The sequence below is a fragment of the Cellulophaga geojensis KL-A genome (assembly GCF_000568425.1).
GTDB classification, from domain to species: domain Bacteria; phylum Bacteroidota; class Bacteroidia; order Flavobacteriales; family Flavobacteriaceae; genus Cellulophaga; species Cellulophaga lytica.
The window spans coordinates 292,919-315,746 of sequence record NZ_ARZX01000001.1 but is presented as its reverse complement, the minus strand read 5'-3'; the positions used below and the strand labels follow the sequence as shown (position 1 = coordinate 315,746).

Genomic DNA, 22,828 nt, shown 5'->3' with positions numbered 1-22,828 from the left:
TTATGGATACTATAGAAGATTTAAATAAAGAAAATATACCAGATCATTTAGCCATTATTATGGATGGTAATGGCAGATGGGCAAAGCAAAAAGGTAAACTACGTATTTTTGGCCATGAAAATGGAGTGAAAACTGTACGTAAAGTGGTAGAAAATTGTGCTAAATTGGGCGTGGGCTACTTAACATTGTATACTTTTTCTACAGAAAATTGGAATAGACCTAAGTTAGAAGTAGATACGCTTATGCGTATTTTGGTGTCTTCATTAAAGAAAGAAGTTAAAACTCTTAACAAAAATAACATAAAACTTAATGCAATAGGCAACTTAAGTTTATTGCCAGCAAAAGCAGGTGAAGAGCTAAAGAATGTTATGTCAAAAACCTCGGCAAACACTGGTATGACACTAACATTGGCACTAAGCTATGGTTCTAGGGATGAGATTAGAACAGCTGTTCAGGAAATTAGTATCAAAGTTAAAAATAATATAATTTCTCCCGAAAATATTGATGAAATCATTATTAATAACCATCTTTACACGCAAAATTTACCAGACGTAGATTTACTTATAAGAACTAGCGGTGAACACCGTATAAGTAATTTTTTACTTTGGCAAATAGCGTATGCAGAGCTGTACTTTACAGATGTTCTTTGGCCAGACTTTAAAGAACATCATTTAGTAGACGCAATTAAAAATTATCAGAACAGAGAACGAAGATTTGGAAAAACTAGCGAACAACTCAACTAACACAACCAAAAGAACCATTACTTTTGGTTCTATTATTACCATCCTTTTTCTTTTTACTAACCTTATTGCTTATGGGCAAGAAACATCTTATGAAGATGGTAAAAAGTATATTTTAGGTGGCTTAGAAATTACAGGCGTAAAAAGCTATAATGAGCAAACTGTAATAACGTTTACCGGTCTTAGGGTTGGACAACCAATTACACTTCCAGGAGAAGAAATTAGTGCTGTAATTAATAAGCTATGGGCTTTAGAGCTTTTTAGTGATATTAATTTTTATATCACAGACATTAAAGGAGAAGAAGTTTTTTTAGAACTTAATATAGTAGAGCGTCCTACGCTTACAGATGTTACTGTTTACGGAGTTAAAAAACGTAAAGTAGCAGATATAATAAATGACACAGACCTTAAGAAAGGCAAGAAAATAACACAAAGTCTTATTAATAACACAGAGAATTACTTAAAAAATAAGTACAAAAAACAAGGGTACTTAAACACTAAAGTAAACATTGCTACTGCTGTAGATACATCAGAAACCAATGCTCAAAAAATGGTTATTAATATTAAAAAAGGTGAAAAAGTAAAAATTAGTGACATTACTTTTGATGGTAATGAAGAAATGTCTGCAAAAAAATTACGTAAAGCACTTAAAAAGACCAAGAAAAAGAAATTTTATCGTTTTTGGAAAAAATCTAAATACATAGAGGAAGACTATAAAAATGATTTAACAACATTAATAGAAAAGTATGCAGAAAGTGGTTACAGAGATGCAAGAGTAATTTCTGATACTATTACTAATGTTAACGAAAATAATATTAAAATTAATATTAAGGTAGAAGAAGGTAATAAGTACTACTTTGGAGATATAGATTTTGTTGGTAACACCGTTTATCCAGATGCTATTTTAAGTAGAGCTTTAGGTATTAAAAAAGGAGATACTTATAATGGTGTTTTACTTAAGGAGAGAATTTCTGATAATACAAAACCAGATCCAAATGACCTAAGTAGCCTGTATCAAAACAATGGATATATGTTTTCTACAATTAACCCAGTAGAGGTTTCTGCAGAAAATGATACTATTAATTTTGAAATAAGAATTATAGAAGGGAAAGAAACGTTTTTAGATCATGTAACAGTTACAGGAAACGATAAAACTAATGACCACGTAATTTTTAGAGAATTAAGAACAAGACCTGGTCAAAAATATAACAAAGCAGATATAATTAGAAGTATTAGAGAGTTAGGGGCTCTTGGTTATTTTGATGCAGAAAGTATTAAGCCAGATGTTCTTAACCCTAACCCAGATGCTGGTACTGTAGATATTAACTATAGTGTTTTAGAAGCTGGCTCTAGTCAAATAGAATTACAAGGTGGCTACGGTGGCGGTGGTTTTATTGGTACGTTAGGGTTGTCATTTAGTAACTTTTCATTAAAAAATATTTTTAATAAAGATGCTTATGTTCCTGTGCCAATGGGAGACGGACAAACATTTTCTATAAGATTGCAAGCAAGTAGAACTTACAGAGTATATAGTTTTAATTTCTCTGAACCTTGGTTGGGAGGTAAAAAACCTGTACAATTTAATATGTCTTTATCTAGAACCCAACAATTTGCTTATGACTACCAGGAAAATGAAGTAGATAAAAAGAGACAGTTTTCAATATCTAGTATTTCTGTAGGTTTAGCAAAAAGATTAAAGTGGCCAGATGACTTTTTTGTTGCATCGCACTCTTTAGCATATCAATTGTATGACTTTAAAGATTACAATATAGGTTTGTTTAATTTTGGTAACGGTTCTGCAAATGCATTTTCTTACACATTTGGTTTGTCTAGAGAATCTTTAGCAGGTGGTAAAATATTTCCACGTGGTGGATCTAGTTTCCAGTTTAAATTTAAAGCAACACCACCTTATTCATTATTTTCAGATAAAGATTACAAAGGGTTAAAAGAGGAAAGTGATGAGTTGCAAGAGGCGCGTACTACAAGAAATTTAACAGCTTATGAGCAAACTCGTTTAGAAGAAATTGAGGAAGACAGATTTAAGTGGTTAGAATTTTATAAAGCTAGTTTTAAAGGAGATTGGTATACAACTTTAACAGGAGATTTAGTTTTACGTTCTAATGCAGAGTTTGGTTTCTTGGGTAATTATAATAATGATATAGGTAATGTTCCTTTTGAGCGTTATTTTGTTGGAGGTGATGGTTTAGGTAACTTTACTTTAGACGGAAGAGAAACAATACAATTAAGAGGATATGAAAACCAATCTTTAACGCCGGTAATTGAAAGTACTAACGAACAAGAAGGTGGTGTGGTTTACAATAAATTCTCTATGGAACTTAGATATCCTATAACATTAAAGCCTTCTGCATCTATTTATGCATTAGGATTTTTAGAAGGAGGTAACTCTTTCAGCAATTTTACTGAATTTAATCCGTTTGAAATAAAACGATCGGCCGGAGTAGGGTTGCGCATATTTATGCCAGCTTTTGGTCTATTGGGAATTGACTTTGGTTATGGGTTTGACAAGGATAACTTGCCAACCTCTACTGAACCAAGTGGATGGCAAACACACTTCATCATTGGTCAGCAGTTTTAATTACAAAGAATATTTCTAATTTACCATATGTTAATAAGCTTGTTTTTAGGTAATTAATATTTTTGGCACGATATTTTCTATGTATTAAAACGATAAACAAAATGAAAACAAAAGTTCTTTTAATTTTAACTACGTTGCTATTGTCAACTAGTATTTTTGCCCAAAGGGGAGTTAGGGTAGCCTATGTAGATATGGAATACATTTTAGAAAATGTAGAAGAATACAGAGAGGCTACAGAGCAACTTGCTAGTAAAGTTGAAAAATGGAAACTAGAAATAGAAGGTGAGAAAAAGCAGATTTATGATATGAGGCAAACCTTACTTGCTGAAAAAGTTTTATTAACTAATGAGTTAATTGAAGAGCGAGAAGAGGAAATTTCTTTGTTAGAAAAAGAAATGCTACAATACCAACAAGACAGGTTTGGTCCTCAAGGAGATTTGGTAATGCAAAAATTAAGATTGGTGCAGCCAATACAAGACCAAGTTTTTAGTGAGGTGCAAAAAATAGGAAAGAATAAAAATTACGATTTTATTTTTGATAAATCTGCAGATGTTGTAATGTTGTATGCAGAGAAAAGAAATGACATTAGTGAGTTGGTGCTTAGAGCAATTTCTAGAACCAGAAAAATTAGTGCCCCTAAAAAAAGTGCTAGAAGTAGGTTTGAAGATGAAGAGGAAGAGAAGCCAATTACAGAAGCTTTAAGAATTAGACAAGAGCAAGCTAAAGAAGCAGATGCGGCAAGAGCAAAAAGTGCAGAAGAAAAGAGGGCAGAACAATTAAAATTAAGAGAAGAACGTAAAAAGGCTTACGAGGCTAGAAGAAAAAAGTTATTAGAAGAAAAAGCAGCTAAACAGAAGAAAACCAAAGAAGAAAAAGACGATAATTAATAAAAGTCTATACACTAAAATTAACTAAATACTTAAATTAACATTCAATTACTATTATGAAACATTTAAAGAAAATAGCAGTAGCATTTGTATTATTTGTAGCTACAACAGCATTTGTAAACGCACAGTCTAAAGTTGCGCATATTAATGTACAACAGTTGTTACAAGAGATGCCTGCAATGAAGCAAGCTGATGCAGAATTAAAAAAATTAAATGAAACTCTAGGTGCAGATATACAAGCAAGTATGACAGAAGCTAGAAATAAGGCTACACAGTACCAAAATGAAGCGGCTTCTAAAACTGCAGAAGAGAATGCTAAAAGAGAGCAAGAAATAATGACTTACCAAAAAACAATTCAAACTGCACAACAAGCTGCACAACAAGAATTGCAAAAAAAGCAACAAGAGTTGTTAGCTCCAATACAGGAGTCTGCAATGAAAGCTATAGAAAAAGTAGCAGCTGCTCAAGGTTATGATTACGTTATTGATGCTAGCCCTGGTGCTGGTGTTCTTGTAGCAAAAGGTAAAGATCTTTTAGCTGACGTTAAAAAAGAATTAAACTTCTAATAAACCATATTAGTTTATTATAAAGGCTGTGCTATTTGCACAGCCTTTTTTGTTTCTTTGTGGTATATTTAGTTTTTAAAAAATTATAGTTTGTAATGCAAAACAATCCTATTGGTGTTTTTGACTCAGGAGTTGGTGGTACTTCTATTTGGAAAGAAATTCATAAATTACTTCCTTTAGAAAATACAATTTATTTAGCTGATAGTGCTAATGCACCCTACGGGAAAAAGTCACCAGAAGACATTTTAAGGCTTAGTATAAAAAACACTGAGCTTTTACTACAACACAACTGTAAAATAATTGTGGTTGCTTGTAATACTGCTACAACTAATGCAATTACGTATTTAAGAGAAACTTACACTAATGTTTCGTTCATAGGCATAGAGCCAGCTATAAAACCTGCTGTATTGCAGTCTAATTCTAAAACTGTAGGTGTTTTGGCTACAAAAGGAACATTGTCTAGTAGTTTGTTTCATAGTACTGTTAAAAACCACGCAGAAGGCATTAAAATAATAGAGAAAGAAGGAGAGGGGTTGGTTCCTTTAATAGAATCTGGAAAGGCTACTTCTGTAGAGGCAAAAGATTTATTAAAAACATTTTTGGAGCCTATGCTAGAGCAGAATATAGATTACCTTGTTTTGGGTTGTACTCATTACCCTTATTTAATACCTGTGTTAAAAGAATTATTGCCTGCACATGTTAATATTATTGATTCTGGAGAGGCTGTTGCGAGGCAAACAAAAGCTATTCTAGAAAGAAAAAATTTGTTAAATAGGGATAATGTAGCCTCTTCACATAAATTTTACACAAATGCAGATGTGTCTATTCTAAGATCTTTTTTAAAGGGTGCTAAAGCTACTGTAAATGTTGCGTATTTAGATTTTTAAAATCTATTTAGCATTTGCGTACATATGTTAAATATGTAAAATCTAATTTGTGTTTTTCATCTTTTGGGTGGTATTCTTCAAAAACCACTTCCCAATTTTCTTTATTTAGTTCAGGAAAAAATGTGTCGGCGTCAAAAGTCGCGTGTACCCTTGTAAGTTCTATTTTTTGCGTGTACTCTAAAGCTAGCTTGTAAATTTCTCCGCCGCCAATTATAAACACTGTTTCTTCTTGTTGGGTGGCCTTTAACGCGTCCTCTAAAGAGTGTACAACCACACAATTGCTATAATTAATAGTGTAGTTTTTGTCTCTTGTAATAACTATATGCTTTCTGTTAGGAAGGGGTTTGGGGAAGCTCTCAAAAGTTTTTCTGCCCATAACAATTGGGTTGCCTGTAGTGATTTTTTTAAAACGTTTAAAGTCATCTGGCAAGTGCCAAAGCAAATCATTGTCTTTTCCTAAGGCATTGTTTTCTGCCGCAGCAGCAATAGCAATTATTTTTTGCACAACTTGTAATTTAGATAATTATATAGCTACCTTTCCTTTAATGTGTGGGTGTGGATCATAACCTTCTAATGTAAAATCATCAAAAGTAAAATCAAAAATATTTTTCACATCAGGATTAATAATCATTTTAGGTAAAGCCCTTGGTTCTCTACTTAATTGTAATTCTACTTGCTCTAAATGATTGTTGTATATGTGTGCGTCTCCAAACGTATGAATAAAGTCTCCTGCTTCATAACCGCAAACTTGTGCCATCATCATTGTAAATAAGGCATAAGAAGCAATATTAAAAGGGACTCCTAAAAAAATATCTGCACTTCTTTGGTATAACTGACATGATAATTTACCATCTGCCACATAAAATTGAAAAAATGCGTGACAAGGAGGTAGTGCTGCTTTACCATTTGCTACATTTTCAGAGAAAGAAACAGAGGTGTCTGGTAAAACACTAGGATTCCAAGCTGTAACTAGCATTCTTCTGCTGTTAGGATTGTTTTTTAGTGTTTCAATTACCTCTTTAATTTGATCAATATCTTCACTATTCCAATTACGCCATTGGTGCCCGTAAACAGGACCCAAATCTCCGTTTTCATCTGCCCATTCATTCCAAATACGAACTCCGTTTTCTTGTAGGTAAGCAATATTTGTATCGCCCTTTAAAAACCATAGTAATTCGTGAATGATAGATTTTAAATGCAGTTTTTTTGTGGTAACCATAGGAAAGCCTTTGCTAAGGTCAAATCGCATTTGGTATCCAAAAACACTTATTGTTCCGGTGCCTGTACGGTCTCCTTTTTGGTTGCCTGTTTCTTGTACGTGTTTAAGTAAGTCGTGATATTGTTTCATTTTAAAGCAGCATCTTTCTTCTGTTTAGTGCAAACAGAAATTGTTTAGTCTTATGTAAAAATAAGTAATAGCCTAATAAGTTTTGAATAATGATTTAATCATATATCCAAAACTTATTAACTAGTTTGTAAATTTGTTATGTTTTGGTGTTAGCCTAATATCATTCCTGCAATAGTAGCAGAAAGTAATGAAGCTATAGAACCGCCTAGTACAGCTTTAAGTCCAAGTTCTGATAATGTTTTTCTTTGGTTAGGAGCTAAAGATCCAATACCACCTATTTGTATACCAATTGAAGCAAAGTTGGCAAAGCCACAAAGCATATAGGTAGCCATTAAAATAGACTTATTGTAAGTAAAATGTGGATTAGAGGCAATGTTTTTTAGTTCTGCTAATTGTTTGTATCCAATAAATTCGCTTGCAGCCAATTTAACACCTAGCAATTGTCCCATAAGCATAATGTCTTCTTTGGCAACACCAATTAACCACATTAATGGAGCAAAAATGTAACCTAAAATAAATTCTAACGATAAACCTTTATATTGAGTATTGTTGCTAATTATGCTATTTAGTGATGTAAAATGCCAAGATATGTCTAAGGATTTTATTGTAATACCATCAAAGCTTGCAGCAAAACTTAAAACTCCATTAACCATTGCGATAAGGGCAACAAATACTAAAAGCATTGCGCCAACATTTACAGCTAATTTTAGACCTTCAGTTGTTCCGTTTGCAATAGCATCTAAAATATTAGCACCTATTTTGTCTTGTGAAACGTGTACATTTGTGTCAACTTTTTCAGTCTGTGGGTATAAGATTTTAGAAATTACAATAGCGCCAGGAGCAGCCATTACAGAAGCAGCTAATAAGTGCTTGGCAAATTCTAATCTAAGTACAGGATCATTTCCTCCTAAAAAACCAATATAAGCAGCTAAAACAGCACCAGCTACAGTTGCCATACCGCCAACCATAACTAATAAAATTTCAGACTTATTCATTTTTTCTAAATAAGCTTTTATTAATAGTGGAGCTTCAGTCTGGCCTAAAAATATGTTACCAGCTACAGATAAACTTTCTGCGCCAGATATACCTAGTGTCTTTGTTAGTAGCTTGGCTAATGCTTTTACAACACGTTGAATTATTCCTAAGTAAAACAATACAGAAGTTAAGGCAGAGAAAAAGATGATAGTAGGTAACACTTGAAAGGCAAATATGAAACCAAATTTATCCATATCTGTTACTAATCCTTCAAATAAAAATTTACTCCCTTTAGTTGTAAAATCAAGTATGCTAACAAAAACTTTACCTATGCTATCAAAAACAACAGCAATAAATTCAATTTTTAGTACGCCAACAGCAATTATAAGTTGTAAACCTAAACCAATACCAACCGTCTTCCAATTAATAGCTTTACGGTTTGAACTAAATAAAAAGGCTATTAGTATTAAAACAGCCATACCTAAAAGTCCTCTTAATAAACTGCTAACGGAAAATCCTGCATTGTCTATAATGGGCTTTATGGTGGTGTTACTGTCTATTGTGGTTTGTATGGTTTCTACAGCTGCTTGTGCAGGTATAGAGTCTTGTGCTATAGATGGAAATATAACAAAAAAAGCAAATAGGAAAATCCAGTAACTTTTTTTCATAATAAATTTTGTGTAAGTGTTATTTTCTTTTTGAGATTTCATCTCGTAGTTTAGCAGCCTTTTCATAATCTTCATTGGCTACTGCTTTGTTAAGTTCTTCATGTAGCTCACTTAAATTTAATTCTCTGTAAGCATCAGAAGGGTTAGATTCTATTTCTACAGTTTCACCTTCTTGTAGAATTTCATCAACCATTATACTATCATCTTTGTCTTTGTCTTCATCCTCTTCTTTAGATGAAAATTTCAAGAAAATACCAGCTTTATCCAGAATGGTTTTGTAGGTAAATATAGGTGCATCAAAACGAAGTGCTAATGCAATAGCATCACTAGTTCTGGCGTCAATAATTTCTTCTACCATATCTCTTTCACAAATAATACTAGAATAAAATACGCCGTCTACTAACTTGTGTATAATTACTTGTTTAATAACAATGGCAAATCTATCTGCAAAATTTTTAAAAAGATCGTGGGTTAGTGGTCTTGGTGGCTTAATTTCTTTTTCTAGTGCAATAGCAATAGATTGTGCTTCAAAAGCACCAATAACAATAGGTAGTTTTCTGTCGCCCTCTACTTCATTAAGTATAAGTGCGTAGGCGCCATTTTGCGTTTGGCTATAAGAAATTCCTTTTATTTTTAATCGTACTAAACTCATATAAACTTTTAAAATTACTAAGGGCTGTTTAAATAAAAGGGTTTACCTTGTATTTAAACAGCCCTTTAGTATGGGCACAATTTATAAAAAATTAAGCGTTTTGGGCTTTAAATTCTTTTAATTTTTCGATTAAGGTAGGAACCACCTCAAAAGCATCGCCAACAATACCGTAATCTGCTGCCTTAAAGAAAGGTGCTTCTGGGTCTGTATTTATAACTACTTTTACTTTAGAAGCGCTAATACCTGCTAAGTGTTGTATTGCCCCAGAAATACCAATGGCAATGTATAAATTACTAGCAACTGGTTTACCTGTTTGGCCTACGTGTTCACTGTGAGGTCTCCATCCTAAATCTGATACTGGTTTAGAACAAGCTGTTGCAGCGCCAAGAACGTCTGCTAACTCTTCAATCATTCCCCAGTTTTCTGGACCTTTTAATCCTCTACCGCCAGATACTACCACATCTGCATCTGCAATTGTAGCTTTACCAACAACTTTGTCTATTTCTATAGATTTTGTAGAAAAGTCTGCATCTGTAATTGCAGGAGAAAAATCTTCTACACTTGCAGAAATCGTATTTTCTTTAGCTCCAAAAGCATTATTAGATACACCTATAACTTTAACATCTGTGTCTATAGTTGTGTGTGCAAAACCTTTGTTGCTAAATACTGTTCTTTTTACTTTTAAAGGAGAAGTACTTTCTGGTGCTTCTACCACATTTGGTGCGTAGCCAGCTTTTAATTTAGCAGCTACAATAGGAGCTAAAAATTTGCTATCTGTACTAGATCCAATAATAATAACCTTAGCTGTTTCTTTCTCTGCTGCTTCTGTTAATGCGTGTGCATATGCTTTTGCATTAAAAGTTTTTAGAGAGTCATTACTAACATTTAACACTTTAGTAACGCCATAGTTACCTAGGGTTTCATTGTTATCTGCGTTAAAAGACACAGCGGTAACAGTTGTACCTAATTGTTGTGCTACTGCGTAAGCGTAAGAAGCTACTTCAAAAGCACTCTTTTTAAATTTTCCGTTTTCTGATTCTGTATATACTAAAACTGACATAATTAGATTGCTTTTGCTTCGTTATGTAATAGGTTAATTAACTCGTCTATATTATCTGCATCAACTAATTTAACAGCACCTTTAGCTGCAGGCTTATCAAAACTTACATCATTTGTAGCGCTAGTTGCATCAGTTGGTTCTACTACTGTTAAAGCTTTTTTACGAGCCATCATTATACCTCTCATATTAGGTATTCTTAAATCGCTTTCTTCAACTAAACCTTTTTGGCCTCCGATAACTAAAGGTAATGAAGTGCTTATTTTTTCTTTACCACCATCTATTTCTCTAGTTGCGGTAACAGTATCACCATCAATCTCTAAACCAGTACAAGTATTTACAAAGTTCATATCTAATAAGGTAGCAATCATACCTGGTACCATACCACCGTTGTAGTCAATAGACTCACGACCAGCAATTACTAGGTCGTAACTTCCGTTTTTAATTACTTCGGCTAATTGTTGTGCTACAAAAAAACCATCAGTAGGTTCTGCGTTAACACGTATTGCTTCATCAGCACCTATTGCTAATGCTTTTCTTATTGTAGGTTCTGTTGTTGCGGTACCAACGTTCACAACATGTACAGTTGCTCCTTGTTTTTCTTTAAACCACATTGCTCTTGTAAGACCAAATTCATCATTTGGATTAATTACAAATTGTACACCGTTTGTATCAAACTTAGTATCTCCTTCTGTAAAGTTAATTTTAGAAGTAGTGTCTGGTACGTTACTTATGCAGACTAATATTTTCATCTTTTATCAATTTTATAATAACTTGGCTAAGATACCAATAAAATTTGTAATTTACTATGCATGCATAATAAATTTTATCGTTTTTTTGCCAGTATGTTAACTGTAATTGAAAGATTATTTCCTATTTTTGCTAGCGTTTTTATCGATTATAATAATTTATTCCACATAAATGAAAACATTACAGTTTAGAGAGGCTATTGCTGAGGCTATGTCTGAAGAGATGCGAAAAGATGAATCTATCTATTTGATGGGTGAAGAAGTAGCTGAGTATAATGGTGCTTACAAAGCATCTAAAGGTATGTTAGATGAATTTGGTGCTAAAAGAGTAATAGATACTCCAATTTCTGAATTAGGCTTTGCTGGTATTGCTATTGGTTCTGCAATGAACGGAAATAGACCTATAGTTGAGTTTATGACATTTAACTTTTCTTTGGTTGGTATAGACCAGATTATTAATAATGCTGCAAAAATTAGACAAATGTCTGGTGGGCAATTTAATTGTCCTATTGTTTTTCGTGGTCCTACTGCTTCTGCAGGTCAGTTAGCAGCAACACACTCACAAGCTTTTGAGAGCTGGTTTGCAAACTGTCCTGGTTTAAAAGTTGTTGTGCCATCTAATCCTATGGATGCAAAAGGCTTATTAAAAGCTGCTATACAAGATGATGATCCTGTAATTTTTATGGAGTCAGAACAAATGTATGGAGATAAAGGAGAAGTGCCAGAAGGAGAATACACATTGCCTTTAGGTGTTGCAGATATTAAAAGAGAAGGTACAGATGTTACTATAGTATCTTTTGGTAAAATTATAAAAGAAGCTTACACTGCTGCAGATGAGTTGGCAAAAGAAGGTATAAGCTGTGAAATTATAGATTTAAGAACTGTAAAACCTTTAGATTACGATGCAGTTTTAAAATCAGTTAAAAAAACAAATAGATTAGTAGTGTTAGAAGAGGCTTGGCCTTTTGGTAATGTTGCTACAGAGATTACATATCACATACAGTCTAATGCGTTTGATTATTTAGATGCTCCTGTAGAAAGAATTAATACCGCAGATACACCTGCACCTTACTCTCCTGTTTTATTAGAAGAGTGGTTGCCTAATCACCAAGATGTTGTTAAGGCAGTAAAAAAGGTATTGTATAAATAAAATTTTAGTTTTGCTAAAGAACTAAAGCTTTGTCTATTATGGCAAGGCTTTTTTCTTTTTTTAAAACTATAGATAGTATAGGTTGCTTTTAAGAATTAGTTATGATAAAAAAATTCTTTTTTGTTCTATTTTGTTTTGTTAGTGTTTTAAATTTTGCACAGACAAAAGTAAGTGGTGTTGTTTTAGATGAATTTGGGGAACCAGTTGCATTTGCCAATGTATTGTTTAAAAACTCTACAGAAGGAACCATTACTAATGATGATGGTCGCTTTTATATGGAGTCAGACAATAACCATTCGGTTTTACAAATATCGTTTGTAGGTTATGAAACTTTAGATATACCGCTTACAGCAAAAGTTACCTATAAAATAGAAGCTGTTTTAAAAGAGTCTGGAGAGCAGTTAGATGAAGTAGTTATTTTTTCGGGAAAACTTTCTAAAAAAAATAATCCTGCCATAGATATTCTTAAAAAAATATGGGCTAAAAAAAGGGAAAATGGCTTGCGTAAATACAAGCAGTATGAGTATGATAAGTATGAAAAAGTAGAGTTTGACCTTAATACCATAGACAGTGCGCTAATTAAAAGTAAAATGTTTAGGGGGTTAGAGTTTGTTTTTGATGATTTAGATACCTCTAGAGTAACTGGTAAAACATATTTACCTATTTTTTTAAATGAAACTTTTCATAAAGTTAATGGCGATAATGTTTTAGGAGTAAAAAAAGAAAAATTACAAGGGAGTAAAAACTCTGGTTTTTCTAACAACCAAGCTATAACAGCTTTTGTAGAAGATTTATATTCAGACTATGATATTTACAACAACTATTTAAAGTTTTTTGATAAAAGTTTTACTAGTCCGCTTTCTAAAACAGGTGTAGATGTATATAATTATGCCTTGGCAGACAGCGCTTTTATAGACAACAAATGGTGCTACAATATTATCTATTACCCTAGAAGAAAAAACGAACTTACCTTTAAAGGGGATTTTTGGGTAAACGATTCTACCTACGCTATTAAAAAAATTAATCTAGAGGTTACAAAAAGTGCCAATATTAACTGGGTTAAAGAAATTTACATAGAGCAGGAGTTTGATGTGGTTAACGATTCTGTTTTTCTATTAAAGAGAGATTATATGTTAAGTGATTTTAGTCTTAACAAAAAAGAAAGCTCTAAAGGTATTTATGGTAAACGTACTACCATTTACAATAATTATAAATTTGATATTCCTAAGGACAAAAAATTCTATAAACAAAGCGTAGATGAATACAGTCCGGAAGCGTTTAGTAGAGATGATACTTTTTGGACAAAAAATAGACTAGAGCGTTTAAATAAAGATGAAAAAGGGGTTTATGAGCTTTTAGATACTTTAAAAACTGTACCTAAGTTTAAAAGTTACTACAATATTGTAAGTATTTTAGGTTCTGGTTATGTAGAAATAGATAAGTGGAATTTAGATATAGGAGACGTGTACAGTGTTTTTGGTTATAATGATGCAGAAGGCGTTCGTGTAAGAGCAGGCGCACGTACTTATTTTGGACAAAATGATCCTTGGCGTGTAGAAGGTTATTTGGCCTATGGTTTTGATGATGATAAAGTAAAACACGGTATTTCTGCTAAGTGGTTGGTAGATAAAAAAAGTAGACTAATAATTTCTGGAGGACACAGGCAAGATATAGAACAACTAGGGCTTAGTTTAACAGCTACCAATGATGTGTTGGGTAGAAGTATTGCCTCCTCATCTGTATTTACTGTAGGTTCTAATGATAGATTAACAAATATAGATTTATCTGCCTTTAGTATAGAGGTAGAACCCGTTAATAATTTAAGACTACGCGTTGGTAACTCATACAGGAAGCTAAGTTCTGCTTTGCCAAATGCGTTTAGTTTAGATTATGTAGATGCGGAGTCTCCAACAGGGATCTCGTCACAAATTAAGCAGTTAGACTTTACTACAACATTAATTTATACGCCAGGTAAACGTACAATTGGTTACGGAGTAGAACGTAAAAACATAAATGACGAGTATAGTACCCTGCTATTTAATTATTCTAAAGGATTTAAAGGTCCAATGGATAGTGATTTTGATTATGATAAGGTTCAGTTTTCTTACGGCCAACCATGGCAAATTGGTGGTTTTGGTAGGTTGTATAGTACTGTAGAAATTGGCAAAACATTTGGTGAGGTACCTTTAGGTTTGCTTAATGTAATACCAGGTAACCAAACATTATTTTCTATCTACAACACATTTCCTAACCTAGATTTTTATGAATTTGTAACAGATACGTACGCATCTGTGCATTTAGAACATAATTTTAATGGTAGGCTGTTTTCTCGTATACCATTTATGAGAAAGCTTAATTTAAGAGAAATTGTAGGTTTAAGAGGTGTTTGGGGAGAACTTTCATCAGAAAATATAGCTTTAAATGCACCAACCAATATTCCATTAATGGCACCGTCAGACCAGATGTACTGGGAATATTCTTTTGGAATAGGCAATATTTTTAAAATATTACGCGTTGACTTTAACTTTAGAGGAAACTATTTTGATAATCCAAATGCAAGACCTTTTAGTGTAACAGGTTCTTTTGGGTTTAATTTTTAATATAATGCTATCATTAATTTAAACTAAAAAATACTTTCTGTTACTATAGATTACACTATTTTTGTACAATAATTAATAATAAGAATGACTAAACACGGAAAAACATCTTTTGATGTATTAATAGAGATTCCAAAAGGAAGTAGAAATAAGTACGAATACGATTTTGATTTAAAAAAGATACGTTTTGATAGAATGTTATTTTCTTCAATGATGTATCCTGCAGATTACGGTTTTATACCAGAAACTTTAGCATTAGATGGTGATCCATTAGATGTATTAGTTTTAGGAGGGGAGCCAACTTTTCCAATGTGTGTTGTAGAAGTAAAACCAATAGGGGTTTTTCATATGGCAGATGAAAAAGGTCCAGATGAAAAAATTATCTGTGTACCTGTATCAGATCCAATTTGGAACATATTAAATGATTTATCAGATATGAACCCTCACCAAATAAAAGAAATAGAACATTTCTTTCAGGTGTATAAAGATTTAGAGAAGAAAAAAGTAGACGTAGGTGGTTGGGGAGATGCCAAAGAAGCTTACGATATTTTAAATAAATGTATAGAGAGATATGATGAAAGTGAATTTAAATCTAAAAATGCTTTTAAGATTTAAAATGTAAAATCATCAGTAAATTACCTAAAAACCCTTTTATATGATAAATATGAAAGGGTTTTTTTGTTAAGTTTCATTTTCTTACATTTACTAGGCTAATAATTAAACAATTATAAAAATATGGAGTCAATGATTATTTATGCGCCTATTATAATGGCGATATTAGGACTGGTTTATATGGTTATAAAACAGTCTTGGGTAATGAAACAAGATGCTGGTGATGGTAAAATGAAAGAAATTTCAGATCACATCTACGAAGGTGCATTGGCATTTTTAAATGCTGAGTACAAGCTTTTGTCTGTTTTTGTGGTTATTGTAAGTGTATTACTCGCAATAGTATCTGTTGTAGTACCCACAACTCATTGGTTAATTGTAGTTGCTTTTATTTTTGGAGCTATATTCTCTGCCTTTGCTGGTAATATAGGTATGAAAATAGCAACCAAAACAAATGTTAGAACCACACAAGCAGCACGTACTAGCTTGCCTAATGCTTTAAAAATATCTTTTGGTGGCGGAACTGTAATGGGACTTGGTGTTGCAGGTTTAGCAGTTTTAGGGTTGACCGCTTTTTTTATAATTTTTTATCAATACGTTTTTATGCCTAACGGATGGACAAATGTTGGCGATATGACAATTGTATTAGAAACACTTGCAGGCTTCTCTTTAGGAGCAGAGTCTATTGCTTTGTTTGCTAGAGTAGGAGGCGGAATTTATACAAAAGCTGCAGATGTGGGAGCAGATTTGGTAGGTAAGGTAGAAGCAGGTATTCCTGAAGATGATCCCAGAAACCCAGCTACAATTGCAGATAATGTAGGTGATAATGTAGGTGATGTAGCAGGTATGGGAGCAGATTTGTTTGGTTCTTATGTAGCTACCGTTTTAGCAGCTATGGTTTTGGGTAATTATGTTATAAAAGATATGGGAGGCTCTATACAAGATGCCTTTGGAGGTATTGGGCCAATTTTACTGCCAATGGCTATTGCTGGCGCTGGTATTATAATTTCTATTATAGGTACAATACTGGTTAAAATAAAGAATAATGATGCTAAAGAGGCACAGGTTATGGGTGCTTTAAATTTAGGAAATTGGGTTTCTATAGGTTTAGTTGCAGCTTCTTGTTTTGCATTAGTTACTTGGATGCTACCAGAAACAATGCAAATGGAATTTTTTGGAGAAGGAAAGGTAGCTATTTCCTCTATGCGAGTTTTTTATGCAACCCTAGTTGGTTTGGTAGTTGGTGCTGTAATTTCATCAGTAACAGAATACTATACAGGTCTGGGTAAAAAACCTATTTTAAAAATTGTACAACAATCTAGTACAGGTGCAGGTACTAACATTATTGCAGGTTTGGCAACTGGTATGATTTCTACATTCCCGTCAGTCTTATTATTTGCAGGTGCTATTTGGGCCTCTTATGCTTTTGCAGGTTTTTATGGTGTAGCCTTGGCTGCCTCTGCAATGATGGCAACTACGGCTATGCAATTGGCTATAGATGCGTTTGGACCAATATCTGACAATGCAGGTGGTATTGCAGAAATGAGTGAGCAAGAGCCAATTGTACGTGAACGTACAGATATTTTAGACTCGGTTGGTAATACAACAGCTGCTACGGGTAAAGGCTTTGCTATTGCTTCTGCGGCATTAACATCTTTAGCGTTGTTTGCTGCTTATGTAACTTTTACAGGTATAGATGGTATTAACATTTTTAAAGCACCAGTATTAGCAATGTTGTTTGTTGGCGGAATGGTACCTGTAGTGTTCTCTGCCTTAGCTATGAATGCTGTAGGTAAAGCTGCAATGGAGATGGTTCAGGAAGTACGTAGACAGTTTAAAGATATTCCTGGTATTATGGAAGGAACAGGAAAACCAGAGTATGATAAGTGTGTAGCAATTTCTACTAAAGCATCTTTAAAAGAGATGATGTTACCTGGTTTGTTAACCATAGGTTTTCCGTTAGTAATTGCATTTGTTCCTATGTTATTTGGTATGAATAATATGGCCATTGCAGAAATGCTTGGTGGTTATATGGCAGGCGTTACAGTAAGTGGTGTGCTTTGGGCAATTTTTCAGAACAACGCTGGTGGAGCTTGGGATAATGCTAAAAAATCTTTTGAAGCAGGAGTAGAGATTAACGGAGAAATGACTTTTAAAGGTTCTGATGCACACAAAGCTGCGGTTACAGGGGATACAGTTGGTGATCCTTTTAAAGATACTTCTGGCCCATCAATGAATATATTAATAAAATTAACGTGTTTAATTGGCTTGGTTATAGCTCCTATTTTAGGCGGACATATAGAGGATGGAACTGCATCTGAAGAACATCAAACCAAAAAAGAATTTAATGTAAAAGTTGATGCTACTAATAACGATTTGGCTGTAGCAACTATTACAACAATAACTACAAAAGACGGAGAAGTAAATAAAAATGTACAAGTTGTAAATGGTACTGTAGAAGAAATTACAGAAAAAGTAAAAGCTGCTAAAGAAAAAGAAGGTATAGAGGTTAATGTATCTAAAGACAATAACTCTAATACTATTGAAGTAGAACTAGATTATAAAAAATGATATAAGACATTATTAAGTCAATAAAAAAAACCACACTTTTTAGTGTGGTTTTTATTTTTTAAGGCTGAAATAATCCGTTTATTTCGGCATCTATTTTATTAATAACAAATCCTAAATCTTCAGGATCATCAACAAAGTTTAAATTATCTACGTCAATAATTAATAAGTTTCCTTTGTCATAACCGTGTATCCAAGCTTCATAGCGTTCATTTAACCTGCTTAAATAGTCAATAGAAATGGTGTTTTCATATTCTCTTCCTCTTTTATGTATTTGGTTTACCAAATTAGGAATAGAACTTCTTAAATAAATAAGCAAATCTGGTGGTTGTACTAAGCTTTCCATTAACTCAAAAAGACTTGTGTAGTTTTCAAAATCTCTGTTTGTTAATAAGCCCATTGCGTGTAAGTTAGGAGCAAAAATAAAGGCATCTTCATAAATTGTTCTGTCCTGTATTATATCTTTACCGCTTTCTCTAATTTGTAAAATTTGTCTAAATCTGCTATTTAAAAAGTATATCTGCAAATTAAAACTCCAACGCTCCATTTGGTTGTAAAAATCATCTAAGTAAGGATTGTCTACTACATCTTCAAAATTTGGTTGCCAATTAAAATGCTTGGCTAGTAATCTAGTTAAAGTTGTTTTCCCTGCACCTATGTTTCCTGCTACTGCAATATGCATATTCTGTATGTGTTTTAATTTTTTTATTAGACCGATATAGGGGTCGCACAATATACAAGATAAGACTAGTATCTAAAAATGTTTACAGTAATAAACTCAAAACTTTTTAAAAACAGTAGCAAACCATTGTATTTATGCAAAGTTACAACGATAAAATAAGTCATATACGTATGTGTAAAATGATTTTTTCAAAAAAAAGGTGGTTAGCAATTAAACTAAATTAAAAGTTAACAGTCTAAGTAGTTGAAAGCTAACTATCCCACAAGGATATAAACCACAGATAAAATGAGAAATATTTTTTTAATAGCAATAACATTAATAAGTACAGTGTTTACTGCAACGGCTCAAGAATTTCAAGGTAAAGCCATTTATGAAACAAAGCTTACTAAAGCGCCAGATTTTGGAGGTAGAGATATGCCAGAGGCTCGTAAAAAAGAAATTATGGAGCGTATGAAAAGCGCTATGGAAAAAACATATATTTTAACGTTTAACAGAACCGAGTCTTACTACGTAGAAGATGAAAAATTAGAGGCTCCTGGAGGTAGCGGACCAGGTTGGATGCGTTTTATGGGTAGTGGTTCTACTGGTAAATATTACAAAAATATTAAAGAGCAAAACTATACCAACCAAGTAGAAATGTATAGTAAAAACTTTTTAATTAAGGATGAGCTAAAAAAACCTGAGTGGAAAATGGGCTCAGAAACTAAAAAAATAGGAAACTATACAGTTTATAAGGCAACACTTACAACTCCAATAGATACTACAGGTGTAGGTTCTATGACCAGAATGTTTAGACGTGGTAGACAAGGAGAACAGCCTGAACGTGAAATACCTACAGAAAAAACAGTTGTGGCTTGGTATACATTAGATATTCCTATTAGTCAAGGTCCTGCAGAATACTGGGGATTACCTGGTTTAATTTTAGAGGTAGAACAAGAAGGATCTACTTTGGTTTGTAGTAAAATTGTTATGAACGCAGATGATGTTGTAGAGGTAAAAGCACCAACCAAAGGAAAAGATATTAATCAAAAAGACTTTGATGAGCTTATGATAAAAAAGCGTCAGGAAATGATGGAGAACTTTCGTAGAGGAGGTAATAGAGGAGGAAGAGGTCGTTAATTTTTATCAAAAAATAATACAAATTTATAATGAGCAAATTCATAAAGTTTTTTATGGTTATGGTATGTATTACTATAACTGGAACTGTACAGGCACAAAAAATAACAATTACTGGTGTTGTTAAGGATAGCCTTAATAACCCTTTAGAGATGGCTAATGTAGTAGCTATTAATGCAGAAACTAAAGCGTTAGATGGTTTTGGAATTACCAATGAAAAAGGTATTTACAAAATGAATGTAAATGAAAACTCTAAGTACAACATTAAAGTAAGTTACTTGGGATTTAAAACAAGAGAAATTGTTTTAGAAACTAAGGAGGTAGATGTAAAAAGAGATTTTACATTGTTAGATGAAGCAGAAAGTTTAGACGGTGTAGAAATTACGTATGAGATGCCTGTAAACGTAAAAGGTGATACTATAGAGTATAACGCAGATTCTTTTGCTACTGGTACAGAAAAAAAGCTTGAAGATGTTCTTAAAAATTTACCAGGTGTAGAGGTTAATGATGATGGGGAAATTGAAGTAGAAGGGCAGTCTGTAGGTAAAGTAATGGTAGAAGGTAAAGACTTTTTTGATGGCGATAGTAAATTGGCATCTAAAAATATACCTGCAAATGCATTAGATAAAATTCAGGTTTTAAAAAACTATAACGAGGTTGGACAATTAAAAGGTGTAACAGATAATCAAGACAATTACGCAATTAACATAAAACTAAAAGAAGGTAAAAAGAATTTTTGGTTTGGAGAAATTACAGCAGGCGTTGGTAATGAGGAACGTTATATTGCGCACCCTAAATTATTTTATTACAACCCTAATTATAGTATAAACTTAATTACCAATTTTAACAATATTGGCGAGGTGCCATTTACACGTAGAGACTATTTTAGATTTACGGGTGGTTTTGGTAATGGCGGTAGTGCTAACACTGGTACAAGCTTTAATGTAGGTTCTAGTGATATGGGTTTTTTAACATTACAAAACAATAGAGCTCAAGAAATTAGTTCTAAGTTTGGTGCAGCTAACTTTAGTTATTCGCCAAAAAAAACGTGGGATTTAAGTGGTTTTGCAATTTATTCTGGTAATGTTACAGATATGCAACAAAATACATTTAGACAATATAAGGCTAATGCAGATGGTAGCCAACCATCTCCAGATGAACTTACAGAGAGTGTTACAAACCAAAGGAGTGATTTGGCTCTTATTAAATTAAGTTCTAGTTACAAACCAAATGCAGATAACCATTTTGATTATGATATTTTTGGAAGAATATCTAGTCAAAAAGAAGTGCAAGATTTATTCTCTAATTTAACGGGTAATATAGATGAGGTTCAAAAGCAAGATCCTTACAGCATTAATCAAAACGCTAATTACTATTACACATTAAATGCTAAAAATATTTTTGCAGTAGAGGCACAGTATTTAATTCAAGAAGAAGATCCTTTTTATAATGCTGCTTTAGCACAGAGTGATCAATTTAGGTTAGATGAGGTTTTAGGTATGGACCAAGCCCAAGATGGTTATGATGTTGTGCAAGACAAAATGGTAAAAACCAATAAGCTAGATGCAAAAATAGATTACTGGTATATTACAGGAGATAAGAGTAATGTAAAGTTTACACTTGGCTCTCTATTAAGTACACAAAAATTTAATTCAGAAATTTTTCAGATACTAGATAGTGGAGCAAAATATAGCTTAGATGATGCAGTGAGCTCTGTAGAGAATGATGTTAAGTATAACTTTAGTGATATTTATATGGCCTTTGAGTATAGAGTAAAAGCTGGTGCATTTACCTTTACACCAGGTGTATCTGTACACAATTACACTACAAAAAATGAACAATTAGGATCTACTGTTACAGATGATTTTGTACGTTTATTACCAAGTTTTAATACAAGATTACAAATTAAAAAGAGTGAAGATATTAACTTTAATTACAGAATGATGACAAGTTTTTCTGATGTTAACCAGTTTGCATCTTCTTTTGTAATGAACAATTACAATTCTCTTTTTCAGGGTAACAGAGATTTAGAAAGTGCATTGTCTCATAACTTAACATTGCGTTATAACAATTTTAATATGTTTAATTTTAGCAATATTAGAGCATCATTATCATATAACAAAAGGGTAGACCAAGTACGTAACATCTCAGACTTCTTAAATTACCCTAATCTAGATTATCCTGCAACATCAGATGAAGAGTTTATACAAACATCTAACAGAATATCGTCTCCATTTAACTCTAACTTTGCAGACGAGACCTTTTCTGCAAACGGATCTTTTGAGCGAACTTTTGGTAAAATAAAAGCTGGTTTAGGAGCAACTATGAATTATTCTAAGTTTAACCAAATAGTAGATAATGAACAGGCAATTAACGAGTCTTTTACAACTACTTACAGAGGTAGCTTAGGAACACGTTTTTTAAATGCGCCAAATATAGAGTTTGGATACAACCTAGCAGTAAACAATTATGAGCAGCCAAATGGCTCTAGTATAAAATATTATACACATCAACCAAGCGTAAAGCTAGATGCTACTTTTTTAAGAGATTTTATTTTTAATGCAGACTACTCTTATTACAATTACAAAAACGAGATAGAAAGTTTAAATACATATTCTTTTATGGATGCTACCTTAGGTTATCAAAAAAAGGATAGTAAATGGGAGTATATTTTAGGAGTAACTAACTTATTTAATACAGAATCTTTAAATCAGGATAGTGATAATACTTTGTATGTTAGCACAAGTGAGTATTTTATACAACCTAGATATGTAACCTTAAAAGTAAGGTACAACCTGTAATACAGCATTGTTTGTTTATATAGAGGCTATGGATTGCAAATTAATTTGTAACTGTAGCCTCTTATTTTTTCGTTAAAACTATTTTAGAACCAATCTAATTTTATACTTTTGCAATCTAATTTAAGAGGAAGGATTTGACTGATTGCAACCTCGTATACTGATTCTCAGTACTACAAAAAA

At 32.8% G+C, this 22,828-nt stretch carries 18 protein-coding genes; 11 read left to right on the top strand and 7 right to left on the bottom strand.

Translation table 11 applies throughout. The features are described from left to right. The first annotated feature begins 2 nt into the window (after positions 1-2). From KLA_RS01455 to murI, 5 genes are all read left to right on the top strand, one after another. On the top strand, positions 3-743 hold the full coding sequence (locus tag KLA_RS01455) for an isoprenyl transferase (protein ID WP_013621512.1): 741 nt from the start codon (positions 3-5) through the stop codon (positions 741-743). Next, on the top strand, positions 715-3,336 hold the full coding sequence (locus KLA_RS01450) for an outer membrane protein assembly factor (protein ID WP_034643087.1): 2,622 nt from the start codon (positions 715-717) through the stop codon (positions 3,334-3,336). The genes KLA_RS01455 and KLA_RS01450 overlap by 29 nt, the downstream gene beginning before the upstream one ends. Positions 3,337-3,437: 101 nt before the next feature. Then, a complete protein-coding gene (locus tag KLA_RS01445) occupies positions 3,438-4,223 on the top strand; it encodes an OmpH family outer membrane protein (protein WP_034643085.1) in 786 nt (261 codons plus the stop codon). Positions 4,224-4,279: 56 nt separating this feature from the next. After that, positions 4,280-4,789: an OmpH family outer membrane protein gene (locus KLA_RS01440; protein ID WP_013621515.1), complete on the top strand. Its 510-nt coding sequence runs from the start codon at positions 4,280-4,282 to the stop codon at positions 4,787-4,789. 95 nt (positions 4,790-4,884) lie between these two features. Then, complete coding sequence (gene murI / locus KLA_RS01435; protein WP_034643083.1) at positions 4,885-5,676, top strand: glutamate racemase; 792 nt, start codon at positions 4,885-4,887, stop codon at positions 5,674-5,676. Positions 5,677-5,683: 7 nt separating this feature from the next. On the opposite strand, the gene KLA_RS01430 is transcribed toward murI, so the two are convergent. From KLA_RS01430 to KLA_RS01405, 6 genes are all read right to left on the bottom strand, one after another. Then, entirely contained in the window at positions 5,684-6,181 is a 498-nt protein-coding gene (locus tag KLA_RS01430) for a dihydrofolate reductase (protein WP_013621517.1), read from the bottom strand. Between the two features lie 18 nt (positions 6,182-6,199). Further along, positions 6,200-7,024 (bottom strand): thymidylate synthase, encoded by an 825-nt coding sequence (locus KLA_RS01425; protein WP_013621518.1) that lies wholly within the window; start codon positions 7,022-7,024, stop codon positions 6,200-6,202. 149 nt (positions 7,025-7,173) lie between these two features. Beyond that, a complete protein-coding gene (locus tag KLA_RS01420; protein WP_235183508.1) occupies positions 7,174-8,742 on the bottom strand; it encodes a NupC/NupG family nucleoside CNT transporter in 1,569 nt (522 codons plus the stop codon). Further along, positions 8,687-9,319, bottom strand: a complete 633-nt coding sequence (locus KLA_RS01415) for a bifunctional nuclease family protein (protein WP_013621520.1) — start codon at positions 9,317-9,319, stop codon at positions 8,687-8,689. Before KLA_RS01415 ends, KLA_RS01420 begins: the two co-directional genes overlap by 56 nt. A gap of 91 nt (positions 9,320-9,410) precedes the next feature. Beyond that, positions 9,411-10,379 (bottom strand): electron transfer flavoprotein subunit alpha/FixB family protein, encoded by a 969-nt coding sequence (locus KLA_RS01410; protein ID WP_034643080.1) that lies wholly within the window; start codon positions 10,377-10,379, stop codon positions 9,411-9,413. A gap of 2 nt (positions 10,380-10,381) precedes the next feature. After that, a complete protein-coding gene (locus KLA_RS01405; protein ID WP_013621522.1) occupies positions 10,382-11,128 on the bottom strand; it encodes an electron transfer flavoprotein subunit beta/FixA family protein in 747 nt (248 codons plus the stop codon). Positions 11,129-11,297: 169 nt separating this feature from the next. On the opposite strand from KLA_RS01405, the gene KLA_RS01400 reads away from it, so the two are divergent. The 4 genes from KLA_RS01400 (at position 11,298) to KLA_RS01385 (ending at position 18,052) form a co-directional block, all read left to right on the top strand. Beyond that, complete coding sequence (locus KLA_RS01400) at positions 11,298-12,275, top strand: pyruvate dehydrogenase complex E1 component subunit beta (RefSeq protein WP_034643077.1); 978 nt, start codon at positions 11,298-11,300, stop codon at positions 12,273-12,275. Between the two features lie 101 nt (positions 12,276-12,376). Then, the gene (locus KLA_RS01395) at positions 12,377-14,875 is read left to right on the top strand and encodes a DUF5686 family protein (protein ID WP_034643074.1); all 2,499 of its coding nucleotides are present in this window, start codon (positions 12,377-12,379) and stop codon (positions 14,873-14,875) included. Between the two features lie 84 nt (positions 14,876-14,959). Beyond that, positions 14,960-15,487 (top strand): inorganic diphosphatase, encoded by a 528-nt coding sequence (locus tag KLA_RS01390; protein WP_013621525.1) that lies wholly within the window; start codon positions 14,960-14,962, stop codon positions 15,485-15,487. 120 nt (positions 15,488-15,607) lie between these two features. Next, complete coding sequence (locus tag KLA_RS01385; RefSeq protein ID WP_034643071.1) at positions 15,608-18,052, top strand: sodium-translocating pyrophosphatase; 2,445 nt, start codon at positions 15,608-15,610, stop codon at positions 18,050-18,052. Between the two features lie 58 nt (positions 18,053-18,110). Here KLA_RS01385 and KLA_RS01380 read toward each other — a convergent pair whose 3' ends face one another. Next, positions 18,111-18,731: a deoxynucleoside kinase gene (locus tag KLA_RS01380; RefSeq protein ID WP_013621527.1), complete on the bottom strand. Its 621-nt coding sequence runs from the start codon at positions 18,729-18,731 to the stop codon at positions 18,111-18,113. A 285-nt stretch (positions 18,732-19,016) separates the two neighbouring features. On the opposite strand from KLA_RS01380, the gene KLA_RS01375 reads away from it, so the two are divergent. Both KLA_RS01375 and KLA_RS01370 read left to right on the top strand, forming a co-directional pair. Further along, on the top strand, positions 19,017-19,850 hold the full coding sequence (locus tag KLA_RS01375; RefSeq protein WP_013621528.1) for a GLPGLI family protein: 834 nt from the start codon (positions 19,017-19,019) through the stop codon (positions 19,848-19,850). Positions 19,851-19,879: 29 nt separating this feature from the next. After that, on the top strand, positions 19,880-22,648 hold the full coding sequence (locus tag KLA_RS01370; protein WP_034643069.1) for a carboxypeptidase-like regulatory domain-containing protein: 2,769 nt from the start codon (positions 19,880-19,882) through the stop codon (positions 22,646-22,648). The last annotated feature ends 180 nt before the right edge of the window (positions 22,649-22,828 follow it).

Bases quoted from the DNA above. Each gene is read 5' to 3' on its own strand.
- KLA_RS01445 (WP_034643085.1), top strand. From the start codon at position 3,438: ATGAAAACAAAAGTTCTTTTAATTTTAACTACGTTGCTATTGTCAACT.
- KLA_RS01400 (WP_034643077.1), top strand. From the start codon at position 11,298: ATGAAAACATTACAGTTTAGAGAGGCTATTGCTGAGGCTATGTCTGAA.
- KLA_RS01455 (WP_013621512.1), top strand. From the start codon at position 3: ATGGATACTATAGAAGATTTAAATAAAGAAAATATACCAGATCATTTA.
- KLA_RS01380 (WP_013621527.1), bottom strand. From the start codon at position 18,731: ATGCATATTGCAGTAGCAGGAAACATAGGTGCAGGGAAAACAACTTTA.
- KLA_RS01395 (WP_034643074.1), top strand. From the start codon at position 12,377: ATGATAAAAAAATTCTTTTTTGTTCTATTTTGTTTTGTTAGTGTTTTA.
- KLA_RS01385 (WP_034643071.1), top strand. From the start codon at position 15,608: ATGGAGTCAATGATTATTTATGCGCCTATTATAATGGCGATATTAGGA.
- KLA_RS01375 (WP_013621528.1), top strand. From the start codon at position 19,017: ATGAGAAATATTTTTTTAATAGCAATAACATTAATAAGTACAGTGTTT.
- KLA_RS01425 (WP_013621518.1), bottom strand. From the start codon at position 7,024: ATGAAACAATATCACGACTTACTTAAACACGTACAAGAAACAGGCAAC.
- KLA_RS01370 (WP_034643069.1), top strand. From the start codon at position 19,880: ATGAGCAAATTCATAAAGTTTTTTATGGTTATGGTATGTATTACTATA.
- murI (WP_034643083.1), top strand. From the start codon at position 4,885: ATGCAAAACAATCCTATTGGTGTTTTTGACTCAGGAGTTGGTGGTACT.
- KLA_RS01420 (WP_235183508.1), bottom strand. From the start codon at position 8,742: ATGAAGATTATGAAAAGGCTGCTAAACTACGAGATGAAATCTCAAAAA.
- KLA_RS01410 (WP_034643080.1), bottom strand. From the start codon at position 10,379: ATGTCAGTTTTAGTATATACAGAATCAGAAAACGGAAAATTTAAAAAG.
- KLA_RS01415 (WP_013621520.1), bottom strand. From the start codon at position 9,319: ATGAGTTTAGTACGATTAAAAATAAAAGGAATTTCTTATAGCCAAACG.
- KLA_RS01390 (WP_013621525.1), top strand. From the start codon at position 14,960: ATGACTAAACACGGAAAAACATCTTTTGATGTATTAATAGAGATTCCA.
- KLA_RS01405 (WP_013621522.1), bottom strand. From the start codon at position 11,128: ATGAAAATATTAGTCTGCATAAGTAACGTACCAGACACTACTTCTAAA.
- KLA_RS01440 (WP_013621515.1), top strand. From the start codon at position 4,280: ATGAAACATTTAAAGAAAATAGCAGTAGCATTTGTATTATTTGTAGCT.